At 58.9% G+C, this 15399-nt stretch carries 15 protein-coding genes; 13 read left to right on the top strand and 2 right to left on the bottom strand.

All coding sequences use genetic code 11. The features are described 5' to 3' along the window. The first annotated feature begins 101 nt into the window (after positions 1-101). From ftsY to KXD86_RS10235, 8 genes are all read left to right on the top strand, one after another. Complete coding sequence (ftsY, locus tag KXD86_RS10270) at positions 102-1256, top strand: signal recognition particle-docking protein FtsY (protein WP_218635928.1); 1155 nt, start codon at positions 102-104, stop codon at positions 1254-1256. Between the two features lie 30 nt (positions 1257-1286). Further along, positions 1287-1976: a cell division ATP-binding protein FtsE gene (ftsE, locus tag KXD86_RS10265; RefSeq protein ID WP_218635927.1), complete on the top strand. Its 690-nt coding sequence runs from the start codon at positions 1287-1289 to the stop codon at positions 1974-1976. Then, positions 1966-2970 carry a permease-like cell division protein FtsX gene (gene ftsX, locus KXD86_RS10260; protein WP_218635926.1) on the top strand — a complete coding sequence of 335 codons (1005 nt, stop codon included), beginning with the start codon at positions 1966-1968 and terminating at the stop codon, positions 2968-2970. Before ftsE ends, ftsX begins: the two co-directional genes overlap by 11 nt. Positions 2971-3163: 193 nt before the next feature. Beyond that, the gene (rpoH, locus tag KXD86_RS10255) at positions 3164-4024 is read left to right on the top strand and encodes an RNA polymerase sigma factor RpoH (protein ID WP_218635925.1); all 861 of its coding nucleotides are present in this window, start codon (positions 3164-3166) and stop codon (positions 4022-4024) included. A gap of 116 nt (positions 4025-4140) precedes the next feature. Then, positions 4141-5052: an NAD(P)-dependent oxidoreductase gene (locus KXD86_RS10250; RefSeq protein ID WP_218635924.1), complete on the top strand. Its 912-nt coding sequence runs from the start codon at positions 4141-4143 to the stop codon at positions 5050-5052. A 4-nt stretch (positions 5053-5056) separates the two neighbouring features. Continuing rightward, a complete protein-coding gene (hyi, locus tag KXD86_RS10245; RefSeq protein ID WP_218635923.1) occupies positions 5057-5848 on the top strand; it encodes a hydroxypyruvate isomerase in 792 nt (263 codons plus the stop codon). 95 nt (positions 5849-5943) lie between these two features. Continuing rightward, positions 5944-6624, top strand: a complete 681-nt coding sequence (locus tag KXD86_RS10240) for a winged helix-turn-helix domain-containing protein (protein ID WP_218635922.1) — start codon at positions 5944-5946, stop codon at positions 6622-6624. Further along, positions 6611-8092, top strand: coding sequence for a sensor histidine kinase (locus KXD86_RS10235; protein WP_218635921.1), 1482 nt, complete (start codon positions 6611-6613; stop codon positions 8090-8092). Before KXD86_RS10240 ends, KXD86_RS10235 begins: the two co-directional genes overlap by 14 nt. A gap of 2 nt (positions 8093-8094) precedes the next feature. Here the strand turns inward: KXD86_RS10235 and KXD86_RS10230 are convergent, their stop codons facing one another. Together KXD86_RS10230 and greB are read right to left on the bottom strand one after the other, a co-directional pair. Then, positions 8095-8376: a hypothetical protein gene (locus tag KXD86_RS10230; RefSeq protein WP_218635920.1), complete on the bottom strand. Its 282-nt coding sequence runs from the start codon at positions 8374-8376 to the stop codon at positions 8095-8097. Between the two features lie 258 nt (positions 8377-8634). Continuing rightward, the gene (gene greB / locus KXD86_RS10225; protein ID WP_218635919.1) at positions 8635-9114 is read right to left on the bottom strand and encodes a transcription elongation factor GreB; all 480 of its coding nucleotides are present in this window, start codon (positions 9112-9114) and stop codon (positions 8635-8637) included. A 313-nt stretch (positions 9115-9427) separates the two neighbouring features. On the opposite strand from greB, the gene KXD86_RS10220 reads away from it, so the two are divergent. Genes KXD86_RS10220 through KXD86_RS10200 form a run of 5 tightly spaced genes read left to right on the top strand, consistent with a single transcriptional unit; the run spans position 9428 to position 15396 of the window. Further along, positions 9428-9940, top strand: a complete 513-nt coding sequence (locus tag KXD86_RS10220) for a YfiR family protein (protein WP_218635918.1) — start codon at positions 9428-9430, stop codon at positions 9938-9940. After that, a complete protein-coding gene (locus KXD86_RS10215) occupies positions 9937-11397 on the top strand; it encodes an ATP-binding protein (RefSeq protein ID WP_218635917.1) in 1461 nt (486 codons plus the stop codon). The genes KXD86_RS10220 and KXD86_RS10215 overlap by 4 nt, the downstream gene beginning before the upstream one ends. A gap of 57 nt (positions 11398-11454) precedes the next feature. Beyond that, the gene (locus KXD86_RS10210) at positions 11455-11931 is read left to right on the top strand and encodes a response regulator (protein WP_218635916.1); all 477 of its coding nucleotides are present in this window, start codon (positions 11455-11457) and stop codon (positions 11929-11931) included. Beyond that, positions 11924-13618 carry a putative bifunctional diguanylate cyclase/phosphodiesterase gene (locus KXD86_RS10205; RefSeq protein ID WP_312846275.1) on the top strand — a complete coding sequence of 565 codons (1695 nt, stop codon included), beginning with the start codon at positions 11924-11926 and terminating at the stop codon, positions 13616-13618. The genes KXD86_RS10210 and KXD86_RS10205 overlap by 8 nt, the downstream gene beginning before the upstream one ends. A gap of 53 nt (positions 13619-13671) precedes the next feature. Next, entirely contained in the window at positions 13672-15396 is a 1725-nt protein-coding gene (locus KXD86_RS10200) for a thiamine pyrophosphate-binding protein (RefSeq protein ID WP_218635915.1), read from the top strand. The last annotated feature ends 3 nt before the right edge of the window (positions 15397-15399 follow it).

The raw sequence follows: 15399 nt of genomic DNA, 5'->3' as shown, positions 1-15399 counted from the left end.
GGACCGGGCGTGATAATGCCTGTGCCCCTCACTTAACCGGGACAGTCTGCTAGAATGTCGGCCTTGTTTGTCCCGCCCATTCAGATTGATGGTATGACTTTATGACGGCAGAGTGGATTTCAATCGGCCTACTGGCCCTTCTTGTGCTCGTATTTGTTCTGGATATTGTGGCCAACCGCCGCCGCGCGCCGCGTCCGAAACCGGTGCCCCAGCGCAAACCTGAGGTGGCCGAGGGTCCGGCAACGGCCAAGCCGGTTGAGAAGAAGAGTCCCGACGCCGAAGCTGCCGCGGTAGCGCCAGCGCCCGAGAAAGTTGAACCCAAACCCGAGCCCGAACCCCAGCTCAGCGTCTTCGAGCGCATCAGGCAGGGCCTGGGTAAGACCCGGGCGAGCCTGACCGGCGGCATGTCCGACCTGTTCTCGTTGACCAAGAAAATCGACGAGGACCTGCTGGAGGAAATCGAGACCACACTGCTCATGGCGGATGTGGGTGTCACGGCAACCTCGGAAATCATTGAGTCCCTGACCGACAAGCTCGAGCGCAATCAGCTCAAGGACGGTGAGGCCTTGCGTAAAGCCCTGCGGGACGAGCTGCATGGTCTGCTGAAGGATGTCACCAAGCCCCTGTCGATCGATGCCGGCAAGCAGCCCTACGTCATCCTGATGGTCGGTGTGAACGGGGTCGGCAAGACCACCACCATCGGCAAGCTCACCAAGAAGTTCCAGAACGAGGGCAAGTCAGTCATGCTGGCGGCTGGGGATACCTTCCGGGCCGCCGCGGTGGAACAGCTGCAGGTCTGGGGTGAGCGTAACGACGTCCCGGTTGTTGCCCAGCACACGGGGGCGGACAGCGCCTCGGTTATCTTCGACGCCATCCAGTCCGCGAAGTCCCGGGGCGTTGATGTGGTTATTGCCGACACCGCCGGCCGGTTGCAGAACAAGGACAACCTGATGAACGAGCTGGAAAAGGTGGTCCGGGTCATGAAGAAATTGGACGACACGGCGCCCCATGAGGTGATGCTGGTGTTGGACGCCGGGACCGGCCAGAACGCCCTGAGCCAGGCCCAGGTATTCCAGCAAGCCGTTGGCGTCAGTGGGATTACGCTGACAAAGCTGGACGGCACCGCCAAAGGCGGTATCGTATTCGCCATCGCCCGCCAGTTGCAGCTGCCCATCCGGTTTATCGGTGTCGGCGAGCAGGTTGATGACCTGCGCAGCTTCGATGCGGAAACGTTTGTGGATGCCCTTTTTGATTGATCCCCGGCTTTACCGGAGCAGTAGCCAGCCATGATCGAGTTTCGTCAGGTTACCAAGCGGTACGACAGTGATCACACGGCCCTTCGCCAGGTTAACTTTCGCCTGGACCGGGGAGAGCTGGCGTTTCTTACCGGCCATTCCGGTGCCGGGAAAAGCACCCTGCTGAAATTGATCATGGTGATGGAGCGGCCCAGCGCGGGCGAGCTCGTTGTCGGTGGCCAGCTCCTGAACCGTTTGCCGCGTCGCCAGATTCCTTACATTCGTCGCCATATTGGTGTGGTGTTCCAGAATCACCAGTTGCTGTTTGACCGTACCGTCTATGACAACGTCGCCATGCCCCTGGAAGTCATGGGCGCCTCTCCCCGCGAGGCCGGTCGTCGTGTCCGGGCAGCGCTCGACAAGGTCGGGTTGCTGAGCAAGGAAAAGATGAACCCCATGCAGCTCTCTGGCGGTGAACAGCAGCGCGTCGGGATTGCCCGGGCGGTGGTCAACAAGCCGCCGGTGCTGCTGGCGGACGAGCCCACGGGTAACCTTGACCCGGAACTGTCGGCCGACATCATGAACCTGTTCGGGCAGTTCAGTCAGGTTGGCGTCACCGTCTTGATTGCGACGCACGATATTGCCCTGATTAACGAATTGGGTCGCCGTACCCTGACCCTCGACCACGGTCGACTGGTCGCGGGCGGCACGCCGCTCGTGGGAGGTGTAAGTGGCCACTGACCCACGCCGAAAGTCCGATACGGCCAGGGGTGCCAATACGTCCCGGGCACCCTGGCGCCAGCAGGCGGAGAGTTACCTGACCCACCACCGGAAAGTGGCCCGCGACAGCGCCGAGCGCATGTGGCGAACGCCGGTGGCCAGCCTTATGACCTGGACCGTGATGGGAGTGGCCCTGGCGCTGCCGGTTGCACTGCTGTTACTGCTCACCAGCCTTGAAGGTGTCAGTGCGGGATGGGAAAGCAGTGCCCGCCTGACCGCCTACCTTCAGCTGGATGTGCCGTTGGAGGATGCTCGTGAACTGAGTGACGAGATCGGCGCCGACGGTCGGGTCGCCGAGGTCGAGCTGGTGGATCGGGCAGACGCGCTGGCCGAGTTTCGGGCGTCCTCGGGGCTTGAGGATGCACTGGATTATCTCGAGGATAACCCGCTGCCCCACACCTTGCTGATCACGCCTGAAGAGAGCGCGCGTTCCGAGGCCGGCGTGGAAGGGCTACTGCGCTTTGTTGAGGAGATGGAGGGCATCGAACGCGTTCAGGTGGACCTCGGTTGGCTGCAGCGACTGAATGCCATGACCGACTTGCTGGCCCGTGCCGTCTGGGCGCTTTCGCTGCTGTTGGCGGCGGCTGTGGTGCTGGTGATCGGCAATACGGTTCGGTTGGCCATTGAAAATCGCCGCGACGAGATTCTGGTGGCCAAGCTGGTGGGTGGTACGGATGCCTTCGTGCGCCGGCCATTTCTCTACACCGGTGCGTGGTTCGGTCTGGGCGGCGGCGTTGTGGCGTGGGTGCTGCTGCAGGTATCACTCTGGTGGCTGAGTGGACCGATTGAACGTCTGGCGGGCCTGTATCGCAGCGAATTCTCCCTGAGCGGACTAAGCTTCGATGGGGCCCTGGCGTTGATTATTGTCGCGATGCTGCTAGGCTGGCTAGGCGCCTGGGTCGCAGTGAAGCGGCATCTGGACGATATTGAGCCCGGTGAAATCGCCGGCGGATGATCCGGATAGCGGGAAAACCGTATTGAAAGTGCGGGTGGCCCTGACGTAGTTTCGGAGTTAGCGAAAGCCACGGTGAATTTTTCAGATAGTTGATTTTAAACGTTTTACTGAAAGATTCGGGAACTTTTCAGGTTCTTGGCAGTCAAATTGTTACTTGTTATATTTGGTCGCTGTCAGGTTCGGAGGTTAAAGCATGGGTACGAGTTTACAGCTGGTTGACAGACTGGTTCCGGGTGCCAATCTCGAGTCTTACATTCAGGCTGCGGGTCGCATTCCGGTACTAACGGCAGATGAAGAGCGAGAGCTCGCCGAAAAACTGCATTACGAGGGCGACGTAGAGGCCGCCCGTCAACTGGTGCTGTCTCACCTGCGTTTTGTGATTCACATTGCCAGAAGCTACTCCGGCTACGGCCTGGCTCAGGCAGACCTTATCCAGGAAGGGAACGTCGGCCTGATGAAGGCCGTGAAACGCTTCAACCCGGAATACGGTGTCCGTCTGGTGTCCTTTGCGGTGCATTGGATCAAGGCAGAAATTCACGAGTTTATCCTGCGCAACTGGCGGATCGTGAAAGTTGCGACCACCAAGGCCCAGCGGAAGTTGTTTTTCAATCTTCGCAGCCAGAAGAAGAAGCTTGCGTGGCTGAATCACGACGAGTTGAATGCCGTGGCCGCCGATCTTGGCGTAGAGCCCCGTGTTGTCCGTGAGATGGAGGGGCGTCTGGCTTCCCAGGATACCGCCTTTGACGGACCGATGGACGACGACGAGGACAACGCCTACCAGGCACCGGCGTACTACCTCGAAGATCGTCGCAGCGATCCGGCCACCCAGCTCGAGAATGCGGATTGGACCCAGGATTCAAACGGCCGCCTGATGGAAGCTCTGGAAGGTTTGGATGCTCGCAGTCAGGATATCCTTCGGGAGCGTTGGCTGTCGGACAGCAAGTCCACACTGCACGAACTGGCGGATCGGTATGGGGTGTCCGCCGAGCGGATTCGCCAGCTTGAAAAGAACGCCATGAAGAAGATCCGGAATCAGATGGCCGAAGTGGCCTGAGTCCAGGGATTCCAAGCGGATCTTTGAAAACGCCACCACCGTTCCGGTTGGTGGCGTTTTTGTTTGTATAATCGACAACATTCCATTCTTCGGACCACGGCAGGGAATTTACGGGTATGACCTCAGCACGACCGCACATCGCTTTCCTCGGTATTGGCCTGATGGGCGCACCCATGACTCGCAATCTGCTGGATGCCGGATTCCCGATGACGCTCTGGAACCGCACTGCCAGCAAATGTGAGTCGTTCTCCGGTGACGCCGAGATTGCCAACTCACCGGTCGAGGCGGTGCGCGATGCGGACGTGGTAATTACCATGCTGGAGAACAGCGATGTCGTGGAGCAGGTGCTGGTGGAGCGGGGCACGCTGAGCGCGCTCAAGCCGGGCGCGTTGCTGATTGACATGAGCTCGGTTCAGCCTTCCCTGGCCCGTCGCCATGCCGAACTCGCCGGCAAGCAGGGGGCCGGCTACATTGATGCCCCGGTCTCCGGTGGCACTTTGGGCGCGGCCGAGGCCCGCCTGAGTATCATGGCCGGAGGTTCCGAGGCGGACCTTGCCCGTGCGGAACCGGTCTTTGCGGTATTGGGTACCTGCACGAGAATCGGGCCGGTTGGGGCAGGCCAGTTGGCGAAGTTGGCCAACCAGGCCATTGTGGGCATCACCATCGGCGCGGTCTCGGAAGCGCTGCTGCTCGCCGCCAAGGGCGGCGCCGATCCGGCGGCCGTCCGGGAGGCCCTGATGGGCGGCTTCGCCGGCAGCCGGATTCTGGAGTTGCACGGGCAGAGGATGCTGGACCGGAATTTTTCGCCGGGTGCGCCGGCCCGAATCCAGCTCAAGGACATGCGCATGATCCTGGACGAAGCCCGTGCGGAGGGGCTGACGTTGCCGCTGTCCCAGCAGGTCCACAATGAATACCTGTCGCTGATCGCCAACGGGCACAGTGACGTTGACCACAGCGGCCTGCTGCTGGAACTGGAGCATCTGAATGGATCGCGTCTGGGTTCCCTGGGCCGCGGTCCGAAGGAGTAAAACCATGCCTCGCTTTGCCGCCAACCTGTCGATGTTGTTCACGGAAGTGGATTTTACCGAACGTTTTGCCCGTGCCCGCGCCGCCGGTTTTGACGGCGTTGAGTACCTGTTCCCTTACGCCTATCCCAAGGATCTGCTGGGGCGGGTCCTGCGCGACAACGAGCTCACCCAGGTGCTGTTCAATCTGCCGCCGGGACAGTGGGACGCCGGTGAGCGGGGCATCGCCTGTTTACCGGACCGGGTGGACGAATTCCGCGCCGGCGTGGATCAGGCTGTCGAGTACGCCAGGGCGCTGGGTTGCAGGCAGTTGAACTGTCTTGCCGGGCTGAAGCCGGCGTCGGTGCCCGACGATGTGGCGTGGCAGACGCTGGTCGACAACGTGGCGTTCGCTGCGGAAAGGCTTGCGGCCGAGGACATCACCTTGTGTCTCGAGGCCATCAACTCGCGGGTGGATATGCCCGGGTTTGTTCTGGACACCTCGGGCAAGGTGCTCGCGCTGATCGAAGACGTCGATGCCGACAACGTCCGCCTGCAGTACGACCTTTACCATATGCAGATCATGGAAGGGGACCTGATACGTTCAATGGAATGCCTGTTACCATGGATCGGGCACATTCAGTTTGCCGATAATCCCGGCCGACATGAGCCGGGAACGGGCGAGATTAACTTTTCGAATGTTTTCGAGGCAATCGACAGCATGGGTTATGAAGGCTGGGTAAGCGCGGAATACCGGCCTTCGGGGGAGACTGGCGACAGTCTGGGATGGTTTTCCGGAGGGTCTCGACCGTCGCCATAGGCGACACCCTCTTACAAGATCGTAACTGGCCGGCCCTCTGACTTCTTCGTACCCTTGTCGGTAATTAATGAAATCCGCTATCGGGAGGAAAACCGGTGAAAGCACTGGTAATCGAAGACGATCAGGATGTAGCAAATTATCTGGTGAAAGGGCTGAGAGAGTCAGACTTCGTCGTGGATCATGCGGCCGACGGGAAAGACGGCATGCTCATGGCCGCCAGTGAGGACTACGACATCATGATTGTCGATCGCATGCTCCCGGGCATGGACGGCCTGTCCATTATCAAAACCGTGCGGGCGACGGGTAACCAGGTGCCGGTCTTGATCCTCAGTGCGCTGGGTGACGTCGACGACCGGGTTGAAGGTTTGCGCGGCGGTGGTGACGACTACCTGACCAAGCCGTTCTCGTTCACCGAATTACTGGCCCGGATTGAATCCCTGGTGCGCCGTAACCGGCAGACCGCCGAAACCGAAACGGTGCTGCGGGTCGCCGATCTGGAGATGGATCTGCTGGCGCGCACGGTCAAGCGAGCCGGCCACAACATCGATGTCCAGCCCCGGGAATTTCGCCTTCTTGAATACCTGATGCGCAATGCGGGACAGGTCGTCACCCGTACGATGCTGCTTGAAAAGGTGTGGGACTATCACTTCGATCCCCAGACCAACGTGATCGACGTGCACATCAGCCGCCTGCGGGCGAAGATCGATAAGGAATTCGATACACCCTTACTGCAAACCATTCGGGGTGCAGGGTACATGTTGCGTGAAACTGCTTAGCCAACTCAGAACCTCGTCCTTCCAGCTAGCTCTGCTGTACATGGTGGTTTTTGCCACCTCAGTATTCCTGTTACTGGCCTTCATCTACTGGCGTACAGCGGGCTTCATGACGGCCCAGACGGACGAAACCATTGAAGCGGAAATTGCCGGCCTGGCGGAACAGTACCGCGGCCGGGGCGTTAATGGCCTTATTACCATCATCCGCGAGCGGGTCTCACGCGACCCCAACGCCAAGTCTATCTACCTCCTGACCACCGACGATTTCCTGAAACTCGCCGGAAACATCGAATCCTGGCCCCAGGGCTCCCGCTCCGACAGTGGCTGGATCAACTTCACGCTGGATGAAGCCGTCGGCTGGAATGGCCCGGAACGTTTGGCCCGTGCCCGGATTTTCGAGGTGCAGGGCGGCTTGCGGTTGCTGGTGGGCCGCGATGTCGATGAGCTGACCAACCTCAAGCGGGTGATTGAAACCGCGATCAACTGGGGGATGGGGATTACCCTGGCGCTGGCGCTGCTCGGCGGCTTTCTGATGAGCCGGAGTACGACCCGGCGCATCGAGGTGATCAACAACACCTCCAGGCGGATCATGAATGGCCATCTTTCGTTGCGGATTCCCACCCGGGGCACCGACGACGATTTCGATCAGTTGGCGGAAAACCTGAACCAGATGCTCGATCGCATTGTGTATCTGATGGAAGGCATCCGGCACGTGTCCGACAGCATTGCCCATGATTTGAGGACGCCGTTGACCCGGCTGAGAAACCAGCTGGAAAGCACCTTGATGTCCGTGGATAACGACGAGGCCCGGGAACAGGCCGGTCGTGCCGTGGCAGAAGCGGATCAGTTGCTGGCAACCTTTAACGCCCTGCTTCGAATTGCGCGCCTGGAAACCCGTGGCAACACCGCTGACATGAAGCCGGTTTCTCTTGATGAACTGGTTACCGACGCCTGCGAATTGTATGAGGCGCTGGCCGAGGACAAGGAGCAGACCTTCGAGCAGCGACTGAACAAGGGCGTGATGATTGAAGGTGACCGTGACCTGCTGTTCCAGATGATCAGCAACCTGATCGACAACGCCATCAAGTACACGCCAGAGCATGGCATCATCGGGGTGGCGATTCGAAGGGACGGGGCCGACGCCATCTTTGAGGTCAAAGACAGTGGCATCGGCATTCCCGACGACGAGAAGGATCAGGTGTTCCAGCGCTTCTATCGGGTTGGAAAAAGCCGCTCATTACCAGGCAATGGCCTGGGACTGAGCCTGGTCAGCGCGGTGGCCGAAATCCACAAGGGCCACATCGTGCTGAGCGATACATACCCGGGCAAAACCCCGCCCGGGCTGACGGTTTCCATTCACATGCCGGCCTTCACCGGTGTGAGCAAGCGCATCAAGGCTACACAGGCCGAGTTGGCTGCGGGGTCGGGGGAGGAGGGCTCGCCCAATCCTCCCAAAACCAGCGACGTCTGATCTTACTGATTGGCCCGAAACCGGTTGACCCGCTCAAGAATCGGACCAATCAGCGCGTCGGCACGCGCTTCCAGGGAGTGGGTGATGTGATCAAGCTGGGACCGGCGGCGTCCCACTCGCGCCTGGATGCTGTCCCACTCGCCTTCCAGGTATTTCTGTTCCGCCATCAGGTACGCCGCGATGTTGTGGCGGTTAACCTTGCCGGTAATACCCATCTGGTCGAGCCGATAGCCAATGGTGTCTACGCCCTCCAGGGCAATGTTCAGCAGTTTCTGCGTGTTCATTTACAAGCTCCGTGACTTGAAATCGTGATAGGAATCCATGCTCGCACGCTAACCTCGGCGGCTAGAGTGTACAACCTAATTTCAGCATGGCCCCGGGTCGCAAATGCCTGTCTAAAAGGTAATTCGCCGGCCACTCTGTTGTAACCCCGTCTGTGCATAATGGAAACTGAAGACGTTGAAGCAAGTCTCATCCATTGCTTGCTTCTCCCTCCAGCACAGCGCTAGCCTTAACCCCGTGTTTACGGGGTTTTTTTTGGTTTACGCCTCGCCCGCCTCATACCAGATTCGATCGACGTACCAGGTTTTCTCGCCCATCGGAGTCCGCACGATGACTTCGTCATCTTCCTCTTTCTTCAGGCAAGCGCGAGCAATGGGCGCGTCAATCGAGACGTAGTCCTTGCGCTCATAGATCTCATCCGGACCCACGATCCGGAACGTCAGTGAGGTCTCGTCGTCCACCAGCCTGACCCAGGCGCCAAAAAACACCCGGCCTTCCTGGGTCTCGGCGTAATCCACGATCCGGACGTTTTCAAGCCGGTTCCGGATGTGTCTGACCCGTCGGTCGATTTCTCGCAGACGGCGCTTGTTGTACTGGTAATCGGCATTTTCCGACCGATCTCCCAGACTTGCTGCCCAGGTCACTTTCCGGGTGACGTCCGGGCGCTCGGTGCGCCACAGGAAATCCAGTTCTTCCTGCAGTTTGTGGAAACCTTCACGGGTGATCAGATTCGTTTTCATAGAGCGGGTGATTTACCAGAGAAGCACGAAGGCGTGTTGGTATAGAATCGCAAATTGAGGGAGACACTGCCACAACCGTCACATCTGTAAGGGTTTAATTGGGATCGGTTTATTGACGCGGCGGAAACCGGTGCTAACCTTCGGGTGGTTATCGGGCAGTTTGCCAATATGTCGTGCAAGGCCTTGAGATACGTGAAATTTGGACTGTCATCAAGCTAAACACTCCGGGCTGGCTTATCGGGTGCGCATGAGGTGCGCCTTTTACGATAAGGGTTCGATAAAATGGATGGCCGGGGGTTACCCTTAGGTGTTTTTGAAATTCCTTATCGCATTACTTCTATGCGCCCTTGTTGGAGCGTCCAACGCTTCGGTGCGCTCGGAGTATGAGGTCAAAGCGGCCTTTCTCTACAATTTCACGCGCTTTATCACCTGGACGGAACCCCAGGCCGATGGGTCTGATCTGGAGATCTGTGTCTTGGGGCAGGACCCGTTCGGGGATCTTCTTGAACAACTGGATGGCCGCGTATCCCAGGGCCGAACCCTTGGATTGGCGTATCCGGCGTCGCTTTCCGACAGTGAAAACTGCCAGATCCTGTTTGTCGGCAGTGCCAAATCCAGAGATTTGCCTGCCATCACGGATTACGCCACTAAACACCAGATGCTGACGATCAGTGAGATTCCCGGCTTTGTGGAGGGCGGCGGGGTGATCGGATACGTGAAGGAGGGGAACGTTATCCGGTTCGAGATCAACCTCAAGGCAGCCCAGAGCGCCGGCCTGCATGTCAATTCCCGACTGCTGGAACTTGCCGTGAGGGTCATCCGATGATGGAACGCTGGCGCTGGCAATACTGGCCGCTGAAAACCAAACTGCTCCTGCTCACCTTGTCGATCAGTACCCTGGGTATTCTGCTGGTCTGCACCAGTCTGGTGGTGGTTGAAAACCAGAACTATCAGGAGCAGCTTGAGTCCGAACTGCATGTCATCGCTGATATCCTGGCAGAACAATCGGCGGCTGCGCTCCTTTTTGAGGACGACCAGCAGCTCAACACCATTATTTCAAGCCTGCGTCAGATCGGAACCATCGAACAGGTCTGCGTGTACAATGTTTCAGGGCAGGTGATGAGTGCGCTGAATGAGTCGGGCAATGCACGAGCCTGCCCGAACCTGGCTGTTCCGCCGGAGGTCGGCTTCGTCGGTGACTTCTATCGTCTGCTGAAGCCAGTCACGCTCGACGGAGACACCGTCGGCCAGTTCTATCTGATTTCCCGCCTCGAGGTCTTGCGTGAGCACATCCAGGCCTTCATCGTGGTGACCTTCAGTATCGGGATTGGGATCCAGGTGGTGCTGGCGTGGGTCGCATTGCGTTTGCAGCGACTGGTATCGGAGCCGGTATTCGAGCTCTCCGACGCGGCCGAGCGGATAGCCCGGGACCACGATTATTCCATCCGGGTGCCGGTCTACGGCAAGGACGAACTCGGGCGACTGGGCAGTGCGTTCAACGAGATGATCGGCACCATCCAGCAACAGAACCTGAAGATTCTGCAGAGTCGTGATGACCTGGAGCGTACCGTTGCGGATCGCACCTCCGAGCTCAGTCTGGCCAATCGGGAACTGGAAGCCTTCAGTTTTTCGGTCTCCCATGACCTTCGTCAGCCGCTGCGGGCGATCGAGGGGTTCGGTCAGGCGCTGGAGGAAGACTGTGGCGACCAGTTGAACGAGACGGGGCGGGACTACCTGCACAGGATACGAGCGGCGACGGTAAGGATGGGCGGGCTGATTGACGGGCTTCTGGTGCTGTCCCGGGTAAGCCGTCAGGCCATGGAGGTCAAACAGCTTGATCTCAGCGCCATGCTTGAGGAAATCGTGGAGGAATTGAAGGAAACCACCGACCCGCTCCCCACCGATGTCAGCATACAGCCGGGTATTCGGGTGGTCGGCGATGGTAGAATGATTCGCGTGGCTTTTCAGAATCTGCTCGAGAATGCCTGGAAATACACCTCAAAGAACGATCATCGCCGCATTGATGTGATGGCCTGTGAGGCTCCCGACAGTATTACCGTTGCAATTCAGGACAATGGTGTTGGGTTCGATATGAAATACGTGGACAAGCTGTTTGTCGCGTTTAACCGTTTGCACACACCCGCCCAGTTCGTCGGGACAGGCCTGGGATTGGCCACCGTGGACCGGGTGGTGCGTCGACATTTCGGTGAAATTTACGCGGAATCGTCGGTCGACAACGGTGCCTGCTTCTTCGTAAAGTTTCCGTCCTCAATGCAGAAGTAAGGTGGCGCGGACTGCAGATGCCTTTGATTTTCCGATGGAAATGGAGCATGTATGGCTATGGATGACTACGCAATTCTTGTCGTGGAGGACAGCCCGGATGATCAGGTCCTCACCCGACGGGCGCTCAGGAATTCGTGCAGACCCAGTTCCATCATCATGCTGGAAGACGGACAGGAAGCCCTCGATTTCCTGTTCGGAACCGATACGACCGAGCGCTCACAGCTTGTCGAGTCCATCGGTGTTGTGTTGCTTGACTTCAAACTGCCGAAGGTGAGCGGTCTGGAGGTATTGCGCCGTATCCGGTCGTCGCCGGCAACCGACTGGATCCCGGTGGTGATGGTCACCTCGTCGGATGAACCGCAGGAGCTTCGTGAGGCCTATCGGTTAGGGGTCAACAGTTTTGTTACCAAGCAGATCGACTACAGTAAGTTCAGTGAGCAGATGAGTCTGCTAGCTCGATATTGGTTGACTGTGAATACCGTTCCCATCCTGGGAGTAACCCGATCGTTCCATAAAGGTGGCGATGGTGAGTGAATTGAAGGATCGACTGCGGGTGTTACTGGTCGAGGACTCGGAGGATGACGCGCTTCTTCTCCTTCGGGCGCTCAAGAAGGGGGGGATCGAACCGTATTATCGTATGGTTGATACCGAAAGTGCCATGGAAGCCGCTCTCTCGAAGTCTGACTGGGACCTTGTGATTACCGACCACAGCCTGCCAGGTTTTACGTCATTTCGGGTGCTGGAGCTGGCGCGCCAGCTTGCCGCGGACCTTCCTGTCATCATCGTTTCGGGCCTGATTGGCGAAGACGTCGCGGTGAGCGCCATGAAGGCTGGCGCGCAAGATTACATCATGAAGAACAACCTGGCCCGGTTGATCCCGGCGATCCATCGCGAAATGCGGGAAGTGACCGTCCGGCTTGCCAAGAAGGAAGCCGAGTCGACCCTTCAGCACATGGCGTACCATGACAGCCTTACGGACCTGGTCAATCGTCGCGAGTTTGAACGCCAGTTGGATGCGGCGCTGCACGATTCCCGGAAATCGGCCCGGGATTGCGTGCTGCTGTACCTGGATCTGGACCAGTTCAAGATCATCAATGACACCTGTGGCCACCGGGCCGGCGATGAGCTGTTGAAGCAGCTCGCGAAGCTTCTCGGCCAGAACTTGAGAGCCAACGACACCCTGGCTCGTCTGGGGGGGGATGAGTTTGGTGTGCTGCTGCGCGGTTGCGATGCCATTGACGCCCGCAAGGTGGCCGAATCCCTGTGCGAAGAGGTACGGGAGTACCGGTTTGTCTGGGAAGGCAAGCCGTTTGCCGTCTCGCTGAGCGTGGGCATGGTCATCATAGGCAGCCGCTACAAAACCGCCAGTGAGCTGCTCAGCCACGCCGATCTGGCCTGTTACGCCGCCAAGGATCGTGGACGCAACAACGTCCAGGTGTACGAATCCAGTGACAAAGACATGCAGCAGCGTCAGCGGGATATGCAGTGGACAAGCCGCCTGCAGGAAGCGCTGCAAACTGACAATTTCTTCCTGTGTCACCAGGAAATGGTTCCGCTGCAGGAGAAGAGTGCCGATGGTTTCCGGACCGAATTTCTGGTGCGCCTGCGACAGGGCAACGAGATTATTCCACCCGGCGCCTTCATTCCGGCCGCCGAACGTTTTGGCCTGATGCCGCGGATAGACCGACGGGTCATCGAACTGGCGTTCGCCTATCTCGATCGCACCGGCCTGGGCCGCGAACCGACTGGCACCTTCTTCATCAACCTGTCCGGTGGATCCCTGAGTGACGCCGAGCTCTTTAATTTCATTCGCACCAAAGTCGAGCAGCATTCCATCCTGCCGCACCGGGTGTGTTTCGAAATCACCGAAACTTCCGCGATTGCAAACCTGAGTGACACGATCGGCTTTATCGAGCGGGCTCGCCACGATGGTTTCAAGTTCGCGCTGGACGATTTTGGTTCGGGCATGAGTTCCTTCTCCTACCTGAAAGCCCTGCCCATTGATTACCTGAAAGTGGACGGCGGTTTTATCCGAAACATGATCGCGGACCCGATTGATATGGGGATCGTCGATGCCTGCAACCGGATTGGACACGCGGCGGGACTGAAAACCATTGCCGAGTTTGTTGAGACCGACGAAGTGAAAGAGTGCCTCCGCAAGCTCGGTCTCGACTTTGCCCAGGGATATGGAATATCGAAGCCAGTGCCCCTGGAACAGTAAACCGGATGGGCGCGGCATCTCCGTCCGCGTCGGCCACCTGTAATGAGTATCCAATGCTTGAGTGTGGTGATTTAATTCTGCGGTACCTGGAGCGTCTGGGTGTTGAGTTCGTATTCGGGGTACCGGGTGGCAGCATTGAGCCTTTCTACAATGCCCTTGCCCGCAGTGAGCGTCGCGGGGGCATCCGTGTTGTAACCGCTCGCCACGAAACCGGCGCTGCCTTCATGGCCGACGGATATGCCCGGGAATCCGGCCGGCTGGGTGTGTGTTGCGCAACGGCAGGGCCGGGCGCCACCAACCTCCTCACCGGTGTCGCCGCAGCCTACGCCGACAACACACCGATGCTGGTGATATCCGCCCAGACCTCTCTGAATCGATTTGGCCAGGGTGCCTTGCAGGAGTCCTCCTGCACCAGTATCAACACCACCGATATGTTCGCCAGCTGCACCCGCTATAACACGCTGGTATCGCACCCCGAACAACTCCTCCCGAAACTGCTTCACGCGATTGGCCATGCCATGGGGCACCAGCCGGGCCCGGTGCACCTGTCCATTCCCCTCGACGTCATGCGCCATCGTGTCCCGGAAGAGACCCTTCACACCTCCCTGAATGCCTTTTTGGCGAATGAAGTGCTGCCAGCGCCCGGAACACTGCAAAGCCTGGTCCGGCACTTTGAGGGGGTACGCCGGGCGACGATTGTCCTTGGGGAGGGCGCGGTCTCCGCCGTTCCTCAACTGATACGGCTCGCCGAGCTGAAGGGCTGGACGCTTGTGACGACGCCCCGGGCGAAGGGTGTCATCGACAGTTTTCACCCCCTGTATCGCGGTGTCTTTGGTTTCGCGGGACACCGCAGTGCCTCGGACGCCCTGAAACCTGAGAACGCCGAGCGAATCATTGTCGTCGGTGCGGCGTTGGATGAGGTCTCCACAGCAGGTTGGGATCCGGATGGCATCGTGTCCGAGCGGTTGATCCATATCTCCAGAAACCCCGCACACCTGACCCGAGCCACCATGGCGCGTTTCGCCGTTTTTGGCGAACCCCATCTGATTGTTGACCAACTTCTGGATGCGCTGGGCCAAGACGCCCAAGCTGCCAGACCGAGGCGGGTGGGTTCCAATGACGGATTGCCCGCCATCATTGACGAGCGATTTCGCGACGGTTGTTACGCCACGACCGGGCCCGTGAAACCGCAAGCGCTAATGACCTATTTCAGCCAGGCCTGCCCGGACATGACCCGCGCCCTGTTTGACAGTGGCAACAGCTTCCTGTGGGGGATACATCACTGGAACGTTCGGCGGCCTGAGGCATTGGCTCCGGACAAGAACCTGTTCCACATCGGCATCGGGTTTGCGCCGATGGGGTGGGCTATTGGTGCGTCGGTAGGCGTTGCCATGGCGGCCAAGGGAGCTCCGGTCCTGTGCGTTACCGGCGATGGCAGCTACCTGATGTCGGGGCAGGAACTGACCACGGCGCTGCAAGAGTGCCAGAACCTGGTGATGGTGGTGCTGAACGACGCCTCACTGGGCATGGTCCGCCACGGTCAGGCCCTTGGCGGTGCAGAGCCGATCGCGAACCGGCTACCCACCGTGGATTACGCGAAATTGGCCGAAGCCCTGGGTGTGAGGTCCTTCCGGATCAATAACATGGAAGAGCTTTACGCGCTTGACCTGCCCGATATTTTTCAGCATCCGGGGCCGTGTTTGCTTGACGTAAGGATTGACGCCGACGAAGTGCCCCCCATGGGCGCCAGAATGAAAGTGCTCACCGCGACCGAATAGGCA

The organism is Marinobacter arenosus, assembly GCF_019264345.1.
Lineage (GTDB): Bacteria > Pseudomonadota > Gammaproteobacteria > Pseudomonadales > Oleiphilaceae > Marinobacter > Marinobacter arenosus.
The sequence above is the reverse complement of the archived record's forward strand: the minus strand, read 5'-3'. Positions and strand labels throughout refer to the sequence as shown.